Consider the following 9,732-nt stretch of genomic DNA (forward strand, 5'->3'; position numbering starts at 1 on the left):
GCTGACCTCGAACGTGAAGAATTCCGGGCGGCTAGACAGGTCGTCATGAGGGATGTCGGTTTGCCGAGATCGTCGTGACCGTCAGTTCGGGCAGAGCGGGGTGTGGTCGATGTCGGGGAAGTAGCGGTTCCAGTCCTGCTCGGTCATTCGCGGGGTGGCGGTGGCGCAGATCCGTTCGGTGGCGTGCCGGTCGTCGGTCTCCCACCGCCGGACCATGCGGTCGCCGCCCGCGCTGAGCAGCGCGCCGTCCTGGCCGAACGCCAGCGCGTAGACCCGTTCGGCGTGGCCGGTGAGCGTGGCGAGCGGGGTGTGGTCGGACAGCCGCCAGAGCCGCACGTCGTGGTCGGCGCCGGCGCTCGCGAGGGTCGTGCCGTCGGGGGAGAACGCGACGGCGTGCACGGTGTCGGTGTGGCCGGTGAGCTCGGCGGTGCGGGCGCCGGTGGCGGTGTCCCAGACGCGGACGGCGAAGTCCGTGCCGCCGGTCGCGAGCCGGGTGCCGTCGGGGCTGAACGCGACCGACTTGACGGCGTGGTCCTGGCCGTCGAGGTGGGTGACGGCGGTGCGCCGGCCGACGTCCCAGATCCGTGCGGTGAAGTCGGCTGAACCACTGGCCAGGCGGTGGCCGTCCGGGCTGAAGGCGAGTGCTTCCACCGAGTCGCTGTGGCCGGTCAGGGTGCCGAGCGGCGTACCGGTGTGCGCGTCCCACAGGACGATGGTGCGGTCGGTGCTGCCGGAGGCGACGAGGGTGCCGTCCGGGCTGACGGCCAGGGCGTTGACCGCGTCGGAGTGGCCGGTCAGCGCGGGGAGCACCTCGGGTTTCCGCGGGTCGGTGATGTTCCAGCGGTGCACGCGGTGGTCGGCGCTCGCGGCGAGCAGCGTCCTGCCGTCGGGGGAGAACCGGACGGTGTTCACGGCCTCGGTCGGTCCATTGAGGACGGTGAGGAGGCGGCCGTCGCGCCACAGCTTGACCATGCGGTCGTAGCTGCCGGTGGCGATGAGCGCGCCGTGGGTGGCCACGGAGTACACGGAGTCGCTGTGGGCCTGGAGCAGGTCGCCGGGCAGGTCCCAGAGCCGGACGGTGTGGTCGTCGCTCGCGGTGGCCAGCGCGGTGCCGATGAACGCGGCTCCGACGACGGCGGCGGTGTGACCGTTGAGCACGAGCGGGTCGCCGTCGCCGAGGTCCCAGACGCGCGTGGTGCGGTCGACGCCGGTGCTGGCGAGGCGGCCGTCGGGGCTGAACGCCAGGCCGCGCACGACGTCGGTGTGCCCGGCCAGGACGCGCGGTTCGCCGCCCCCGACCGGCCAGACGCGGACTGTGCGGTCGCGGCTCGTCGCGATCTGGCGGCCATCGGGGCTGAAGGCGACCACGTTGTCGCCCACGAGGTCGCGTGACGTCGGAGTGCCGGTCAGGTCCCACAGGCGCGCCACGCCGTCGGTGGCTCCGGCGATGAGCAACGGCGCTATGGGGCTGAACGCGAGTGAGACGACGGCGCTGGAGTGGAGGAGCACGGTGATCCGGCGTGGTTCGCGCGGGTCGGTGAGGTCCCACAGCGTGACGGTCCTGTCGGTGCTCCCGGTGGCCAGGACGCGGTTGTCGCTGCTGAACGCCACGGCGTTGACCAGATCGGCCTGGCTGATCGTGGCGAGCACGGTGCCGCTGGCCGTGTCCCACAACCGAGCCGTGCGGTCCCATCCGGCGGTGGCGAGCATCGTGCCGTCGGAGTTGAACGCGACGTTCACGACGTTGTCGGTGTGGCTGGTGAGAGTGGCGACCTCGCGCGGGTGGTGCGGGTCGGCGACGTCGGTCAGCTTGACCGTGCGGTCCCGGCTGGAGCTGGCGAGCAGCTGTCTTCGCGGTGAGTACGCGACCGCGTTGACGTTGTCGCGATGGGCGGTCAACCGGGTGGCGTAGGACGGGGTGAACGCGCTGAGCAGCGCACTGCGGGCGTCCTGCGTGGGTGCGAGCCGGTACGCGCCCAGTGCGAGCTGGGCGGCCAGGGCCGGATCGGTGCCGTGCAGCCGTTTGGCGTCCTGGGCGACCTTCTGCGAGAGCGCGTTGTTGCGCTGGTCGGTGGCCTCGGACGTGGCCCGCAGCGCGGCGACGCTGACGGCGGTGGTGGCGACCAGCAGCACCGTCAGCAGGCCGACGAGGAGCCGCAGCCGACGACGGCCGGCGGTCTCCGCGTTGAGACCGGCGGCGAGGAACTCGCGTTCGCGGGCGGTGAGCGGGTGCGGCGGCTCGGCGAGCCAGGAGCGGAACGACGCGAGGCGGGCGCCGCGCAGCAGGGCGCCGGGGTCGCGGTCGAGCGACTCCCACACGGCCGCGGCCTCGGCGAGGTCGCGGTGGGCGCGCAGCCCGTCGCGGTCGGCCGCGAGCCACTCCCGCAGCCGGGGCCAGCAGCGGATCAGGGCCTCGTGGGTGATCTCGATCCGGTCCTGGCCGACCGTGACGAGCCGGTGGCGGGTCAGGGCTTCGAGGACCAGCGCGGCGTCCGGTTCGTCGTCCAGCTCGGCGCGGCTGATGCGGCGCTTGGTGTCCTCGGTGCCGTCGCCGACCGCGGTCAGCCGGATGAACAGCGACCGCACCAGCTCCTGCTGTCGTGGCGTGAACCCGTCGAACACCGACTCGGCCGTGCGGGTGAGCGCGCCCTCGAACCCGCCGGCGGCGCGGAAGCCCTGCAGCGTCAGGGTGTTGCCCTTGCGGCGGTGCCAGGTCTCCAGGAGCGCGTGCGAGAGCAACGGCAGTGCGCCCGCCTGCTCGACGCAGTTGGCGACCAGTTCGGCCACGAGGGCGGTCTCGACGGCGTGCCCGGTGGTGCGGGCGGGTTGGATGATGGCGGCACGCAGCTCGTCGGTGGTCATCGGGCCGACGGTCAGCTGTGCGGTGCCCATGGCGTTGACCAGCGCGGGGAAGTCCGTGCAGTGGCCGTAGAAATCCGCCCGTACGCCCAGCACGACTCGATGCTCGGTGATCTGCTCGACGAAACGCCGTCGGATCTCACGGTCCTCGCAGAGCGTGAAGATCTCCTCGAACTGGTCGACGACGAGGACGGTGTCGGCGGTCGCGGGCACCTTGACGCACTCGTCGAGGGGGTGCGGGCCGGGCGTGAACAGGACGGCGCGGTTGCCCAGCCGTGGCATCAGACCGGCCCTGAGCAGCGACGACTTGCCCGCACCCGACGCGCCGACGACCAGCACGACGCGGTGCTCGTCCACCTGCTCCTCCAACTGGGCGACCAGCCGGTCGCGCCCGAAGAAGCGGGTCGCGTCCTCCTGCTGGAACGGCGCCAGGCCCGCGTAGGGCGCGGTGGTGTCCGGTTGCTGGCGCGGTTCGTCCGCGGCCGTGGCGTACCAGCGTTGTTCCCACTCCTCCTCCGAGCCGCCGCATGCCCGCACGTACGCGAGCGTGACCTGCAGCGTCGGCAGCTTGCGCCCGCCCGCGGCCTGGGACAGCGCCGCCTCGGAGTAGTGCGTCAACGAGCTCAGCTCGCGGTAGGTGGGCCTCCCCGCCCTCTCGCGCAACGACCTGAGCTCGCGCGCGAACGTGAGCACCGCCGAGTCACCCGCGTCGAGCGGGCGTTCCTTGCGTGGCATTGCCTTTTCCCCCGTGACTTCGTCCGGCGGGGCAATCTAGTGTCGCGCGGTCTCGTGCGACTGTCTCCGGGATTTCATCGGCGGGGATCGATGGTCGTGCCCGGCCGCGGGTGAGCCCGCCCGCCCTCGACGTCGAGCCACGCGAAACCCTTGTGCGCCAGCGGTGAACCGATCGGCACTCCTGCTGCCCCACGTGGTCGCCGTCGGTCGCCGTGAGCATGGTCTGTCCGATTTGGTCTTTCAGCACCTGATGCACCGCCCAGGACGCACCGAGGGGCTTGAAAGCGGGCAGGCCGGGCCGGGAGGATTCGTCCTCGACGAACAACCGGCCGACTCCGAGCCGGGAAGTGCCGCGTGGAAGTCCCCAGGAGTGGGCGTCTGGCCGCACGAACTTCATGAGCACCAGCGACGAGTCGCCTGGGAGGTGCCTGTTGACCGATGAGGAGCTGATCGTCGAGTTCGCCCTGACCCGTCTCGACCATCCCGGCCTCGACCTGGAGGAGGTCGCCGCGCTGGTGGTCCGGCGGGTCGGGCCGGAGCGGATGGTCGAGTTCGCCGGGCAGACCCTCGCGCACCGCGACGAGCTGCGGGGAGCGGTGTTCCCGGCTGCGGTCGAGCACGTCCTGCGGGTGGTTCTGACCCTGCGGGGACCGCGGGACTGACTTGCCTTGGCTGAACGTTTGTTCAATACTCTGAACATGCGTTCAGACCTGACGGCGCGTGCTCGCATCCGGGACGCCGCGCTGGCCCGGTTCGGTGCGGACGGGGTGGCGGGGACGTCCGTGCGGGCGGTGGCGGCCGATGCCGGGGTGTCGGCGGCGCTCGTGCTGCACCACTTCGGCTCGAAGGACGGGCTGCGGCAGGCGTGCGACGAGTACGTGCTGGAAGGCGTCGACTCCGAGGCGGACCTCGCGGAGGTGCTGCAGGCGGCCACGCCCGTTCGGCGGTACCTGGCCCGTGCGTTGCTGGACGGCACCGAGAGTGCGTCTGCTTTGTTCGATTCGATCGTGGCTCGCACCTCGGCGTGGCTCGCTGAGGGAGAGGACGAGGGGTGGGCGCGGCCTTCTGCCGACGCGCGCGCTCGGGCCGTGACGTACGTGTCGTGGCTGTTGGCGCCGTTGGTGCTGAGCGGGCACGTGAGCAGGCATCTCGGCGGTGATCCGGCGGAGACCGCAACGGCCGTGCGCGGCGCGCGTGCCGGTCTGGAGATGTTGACGCACGGGCTGTTCGCCGATGACCGGTTCCTCGTGGCGTTCAGGGAGGTCGGCAATGCTTGAGTCGGTGGCCAGGTTGTTCCGGATGGACGACGACGCGTGGCGCAGGCACGCGAACCCGTGGAGCGTGTGGACCCGGTTCGCGGCGATCCCGGCGATGCTGCTCGCGATCTGGAGCCGGGTGTGGATCGGCTGGTGGTGCCTGGTGCCGGTGGCCGTCGTGGTCGTGTGGCTGTGGCTGAACGTGAAGGTGTTCCCGCCCGTCTCGGAGCCGCGCGGCTGGGCCTCGCGGGGCATCTACGGCGAGCGCGCGTGGCTGGAGAACCGTGCTTCGGTGCCTCCGGATCACCGCGCGGTGCTGCGGCTGCTCGTGGCGGCGGGTTCCGTCGGGTTCGCGCTGGTGATCTGGGGCCTGGTGGCGCTGCAGGTGTGGCCGACGGTGTCCGGGGCGGCGCTCGTGGTGCTCGCGCAGCTGTGGCGCATTGACCGGTTCGGGTGGCTCTGGGAGCGTGTGAGCGCGGCTTGAGCAGCGCTCGATCGCGACTGCACGGAATTGTCGGTGCCGCCCGGTAACGTCCCACCCATGACAGCTGGGGACCGGATTGCAGAGCTCGCGGCGCGGATCGTGGAGCTGCGCGACGCGTACTACCAGGGCGAGCCGCTGGTGGCCGACGCCGAGTACGACGCGATCGAGGACGAGTTCCGGGCGCTGGTCGCGAAGCACCCGGAGCTGGCGCCGGAGGACAACCCCCTGGACCACGTGGGCGCGCCGTCGGTGCTGCACGCGCCCGTCCGGCACTCGCGGCCGATGCTGTCGCTGGAGAAGGCGAACAAGCCCGAGCAGGTCGAGGCGTTCTTCGCGCGGTTCCCGGGCCAGCCCGTGGTGGTCATGCCGAAGCTCGACGGCCTCTCCCTCGCCCTGGTCTACGAGAACGGGCGGCTCGCGCGGGCGGTCACGCGCGGCGACGGCACGACGGGCGACGACGTCACGTTCCTCACGCGCGCGTTGTGCGACGGCGTGCCGGACAGGGTCGAGGCGCCGGGCCGGGTCGAGGTCCGCGGCGAGTGCGTGATGCTGCGCTCGACGTTCGACGCCTACAACGCGGCGCACCCGGACAAACCGCTGATCAACCCGCGCAACGCCGCCGCGGGCACGTTGCGCGCCAAGGACCCGAAGGCCGTCGAGGGCCGCCGGATGCGGTTCTTCGCGTTCGACCTGATGACCGAGCCCGAGAGCGCCGACTCCGATCTGGACGCGGGCCTGCGCAAGCTGGGCTTCTCCGTGGCGGAGATGAGCCACTGCTCCTCGGCGGCCGAAGCGCAGAAGCTGATCGAGGGCATCGAGCAGGCCCGCAACTCGCTGGACTACGACCTGGACGGCGCCGTCCTGCGCCTGGCCAACCGCGACGCGTTCGCCGCAGCGGGCACCAGGTCGTCCTCGCCGCGCGGCGCCATCGCCTACAAGTTCGCCGCCGAGGAGAAGACGACGGTCCTGCTGGACGTGGTGTGGGACGTCGGCAAGACCGGCAAGATCGCCCCGGTGGCGTGGCTGGAACCGGTCTTCGTCGGCGGCACCACCGTCACCCGGGCCACCCTGGCCAACCAGGAGGTCATCCGCTCACGCGGCATCAAGATCGGCGACACGGTCCTGGTGCGCCGCGCCGGCGACGTGATCCCGTTCGTGGCGGGCGTCCTCGACTCCTCGAAGCGCACCGGCGCCGAGCGCGAGATCATCCCGCCCTCGACGTGCCCGTCGTGCGCGCAGGAGCTGACCGAACAGGGCAACAGCCGCGAGCTGTTCTGCACCAACGCGGCCTGCCCGGCCCAGACCGTGCGCCGCCTCATCCACTGGTCCTCCCGCGCCGCCGCCGACATCGACGCCATCGGCCAGGTGTGGATCGAGCGCCTCGCCGAGACCGGCGACCTGGTGAACCCGTCCGACTTCTACACGCTCACCAAGGAACGCCTCCTGGAGTTCGACCGGGTGGGCGAGGTCTCCGCGACCCGCATGATCGAGTCCATCGAGCGCAGCCGCGCCGTGGGCCTGCGCCGAGCCCTGATCGGCCTCTCGATCCCCATGGCCTCCGAAGGCACCGCGGCGAGGCTGTGCCGCGCGGGCTTCGGCTCCCTGGAAGAGGTGGCCGGCGCGGGCGTCGAGAAACTGGTGGCCGTCGAGGACATCGGCCAGAAGGTCGCCGAGTCCCTCACCCACCACCTGGCCCGCCTGCGCCCGGAGATCGAACGCCTGCGGGAACGCGGGGTGTCGCTGGACGTCCGCGAGGAGGACCTGCCGCCCGAGGTGGTCGCGGGCGCCCCGCTCGACGGCAAGTCCGTCGTGATCACCGGCTCGATCAGCGACCCGAGGTCCGGCGAGAAGGTCACCCGCCCCACCTTCCAGAAGATGTGCGAGCGCGCGGGCGCCACGGCCGCGTCCTCGGTGTCCGCCACCACCGACCTGCTGATCACCGGCGCCGGAGTCGGGGCCGCCAAACTGACGAAGGCCGAGAAGCTCGGCGTCGAGGTGGTGGACCAGGCGGAGATCTGGTCGGTGCTGATCGCCGCCGGCATCGCCTGACCGGCCGACGGCGCGACGAGGCCTCCGAGACGAGGAAGCCACGGAAACGCTCTCATGCTTCGCCCGCACCAAGTTGGTTGTAGAAAGTGCCGATGACGTCGTCTGGGCGTCAGTGGGAGCGATTCCATCGGACACATCGAACACTTTGGCGAGTGTTGATCTTTATGAAGGGCGCTTTCATTCACCTCAGGTGGACGAAGGGTCCCTTCATAAAGATCAACTAGAGTCCCGCTTTGCCACCCAGATGCGCGCTACCGCATCGGCATCCACAAAGATCGAAGTCAGCGTGTTGGGGAGCGAGGGTCGCGCCTGGCCGGGCGGAACAAGATGAAAAGGGCTCGGTACTTGCAGACGCCAAGCCCAGCAGGGGTGGCTTTGTCGGGCCCTGAGTCATCGGGACATGAGGCGCGGGCCCGAGATGTGGAAAAGCCCTCAGACCGCCGTCGAGGGGGTGTGACGGTCTGAGGGCGCGCCCACGGCCGCCGTCGGGGGGACTGAGTGACGGCCTGCGGGCGATGTTCCTCCAGCCGCCTGGGGGAGGAAGACGGCTTGAGGGTTGGACCTTGGTGGTCGGCGCGGCGGTCGCCTCTCGGCGGTGGGCACGACGCGGTACCAGCCGAACGGTCTTCCGCGAAGGCGTTGTAGGTGAGGCCCGGGGGACCTGAACCGCACCGACCACTTTCTACAACGGGGCTTGCCCCGCTGGTGTTTCCGGATGATCTGTGTGGTGCCTCACCACCGGAAAGGCGTGGTGTGGCAGGGGAAAGGACGTGCTGGGTGGGATGCCCCCAGGCCGTCGTCGGGGGAGAACGCGACGGTCTGAGGGCAAGTGTGGGGCGGATCCGTTGTGTTTCCAGGTGATCTGTGTGCTCGCTCACCGTCGGGAACCTGGAAACCGTTGCGTCCCAACGTGCAGAGGACGCCCTCAGGCCGTCCGTCGGGGGAGAGTGACGGCCTGAGGGCGAGCTTGGTGTGGTCGGTGCGGCGGTCGCCTCTCGGCGAGGGGCTCGACGCGGTACCAGCCGGACGGTCTTCCGCGAAGGCGTTGCAGGTGAGGCCCGGGGGACACGAACCGCACCGACCAAGACGTATAACGGCACGATGCTCGCCGGTGTTTCCGGATGATCTGTGTGGTCGCTCACGAGCCCGCGCCACCGGAATTCCGTGAAACCCTGGTCCGGACGGACGAATCCGGTTCTAATGGGGGACGCCGCCGCTCCTGTCACAAGGTTGGAGAAACCTGCATGGTGAGGCGGCGTTCGTTCCTGCTGGGTGCATCGGTCCTGCCGTTCCTGGACACGTCGACGGCGACGGCGGTGGCCGGTCCGCTCGACGCCGGCCGTGCGGCCGCGGACTACTGGATCCGCACGCAGAGCATCGGCGGCAACGACTGGCAGGACGCGACCCTGCACAGCGGCGTCATGGCCCTCTACCGGGCCACCAGGGACCCGAAGTACCGCGACTACACGCTGAGCTGGGCGAACCGGCACAGCTTCGGCCTCAAGAGCTCGTCGAGCAACCCGCACTTCGCCGACCACCAGGCCGCCGGGCAGCCCTACCTCGACCTGTACGAGGACAACCCCGAGCCGCGCCGGCGGGCGGCGATCGCCAAGGAGATCGACGCGACCGTCGCCACCGGCCGGACGGACTACTGGTGGTGGGTGGACGCGCTGCACATGGCGATGCCGCTCTACGCACGGCTGGACAAGATGGACTACGGCGACCGGCTCTACCGGTACACCCGGCAGCGGCTGTGGAACAACGGGCTGTGGTGGCGCGACAGCAAGTACGTCGGCAAGAACGTCTACTGGTCGCGCGGCAACGGGTGGGCGATCGCCGCGCTCGCCAAGGTGCTCGACGTGCTCCCGCAGGATTCGCCTCACCGGGCGGGCTACCTGGCCGACTTCCGGTAGATGGCGGCGCGGCTCGTGCCGGTGCAGCGGCCGGACGGGTTCTGGAACGTCAACCTCGGCGATCCCGCCGACCATCCGGGGCCGGAGACGAGCGGCACGGCGTTCTTCACCTACGGTCTGGCGTGGGGCATCAGGGCGGGCGTGCTCAGCGCGGCCACGTACAAACCGACGGCTGTGAAGGCGTGGGACGGCATGGTCAGGGTCGCGCTGCAGTCGAACGGCAGGCTCGGGTACGTGCAGGGTGCGGGACAGCAACCCTCCGACCATCAGCCGGTGGGGCGCAACGACACGTGGAACTTCGGTGTGGGGGCGTTCCTGTTGGCCTCCTCGGAGGTCGCGAACCGCGACGACGGTGAGCCGATCTCCTCGTCGCCGGTCACGAGAACCGTGACGCCGTCGCGCGCCTCGAACGGAATCCGCTCCAGCGACCCGATCG

At 70.7% G+C, this 9,732-nt stretch carries 5 protein-coding genes and 1 pseudogene; 5 read left to right on the forward strand and 1 reads right to left on the reverse strand.

What is annotated here, in order from left to right:
- Positions 1-81: 81 nt before the first annotated feature.
- Positions 82-3,594, reverse strand: a complete 3,513-nt coding sequence (locus tag ABZV40_RS41980; protein ID WP_355455088.1) for a helix-turn-helix domain-containing protein — start codon at positions 3,592-3,594, stop codon at positions 82-84.
- Between the two features lie 431 nt (positions 3,595-4,025).
- On the opposite strand from ABZV40_RS41980, the gene ABZV40_RS41985 reads away from it, so the two are divergent.
- The 5 genes and pseudogenes from ABZV40_RS41985 to ABZV40_RS42005 all read left to right on the forward strand — a co-directional run.
- Positions 4,026-4,256, forward strand: a complete 231-nt coding sequence (locus ABZV40_RS41985) for a hypothetical protein (protein WP_355455090.1) — start codon at positions 4,026-4,028, stop codon at positions 4,254-4,256.
- A 36-nt stretch (positions 4,257-4,292) separates the two neighbouring features.
- Entirely contained in the window at positions 4,293-4,871 is a 579-nt protein-coding gene (locus tag ABZV40_RS41990) for a TetR family transcriptional regulator (RefSeq protein WP_355455092.1), read from the forward strand.
- Positions 4,864-5,334, forward strand: coding sequence for a DUF6653 family protein (locus ABZV40_RS41995; RefSeq protein ID WP_355455094.1), 471 nt, complete (start codon positions 4,864-4,866; stop codon positions 5,332-5,334). The genes ABZV40_RS41990 and ABZV40_RS41995 overlap by 8 nt, the downstream gene beginning before the upstream one ends.
- A gap of 57 nt (positions 5,335-5,391) precedes the next feature.
- Positions 5,392-7,383: an NAD-dependent DNA ligase LigA gene (gene ligA / locus ABZV40_RS42000; RefSeq protein WP_355455096.1), complete on the forward strand. Its 1,992-nt coding sequence runs from the start codon at positions 5,392-5,394 to the stop codon at positions 7,381-7,383.
- Between the two features lie 1,421 nt (positions 7,384-8,804).
- Positions 8,805-9,732, forward strand: a pseudogene (locus ABZV40_RS42005) (glycoside hydrolase family 88 protein); the annotation flags it as partial.

The organism is Lentzea sp. NPDC004782 (assembly GCF_040609115.1).
Lineage (GTDB): Bacteria > Actinomycetota > Actinomycetes > Mycobacteriales > Pseudonocardiaceae > Lentzea.

Excerpts from the sequence above, each read along its gene's own strand:
- ABZV40_RS41990 (WP_355455092.1), top strand. The coding sequence starts at position 4,293 with ATGCGTTCAGACCTGACGGCGCGTGCTCGCATCCGGGACGCCGCGCTG.
- ABZV40_RS41995 (WP_355455094.1), top strand. The coding sequence starts at position 4,864 with ATGCTTGAGTCGGTGGCCAGGTTGTTCCGGATGGACGACGACGCGTGG.
- ABZV40_RS41980 (WP_355455088.1), bottom strand. The coding sequence starts at position 3,594 with ATGCCACGCAAGGAACGCCCGCTCGACGCGGGTGACTCGGCGGTGCTC.
- ligA (WP_355455096.1), top strand. The coding sequence starts at position 5,392 with ATGACAGCTGGGGACCGGATTGCAGAGCTCGCGGCGCGGATCGTGGAG.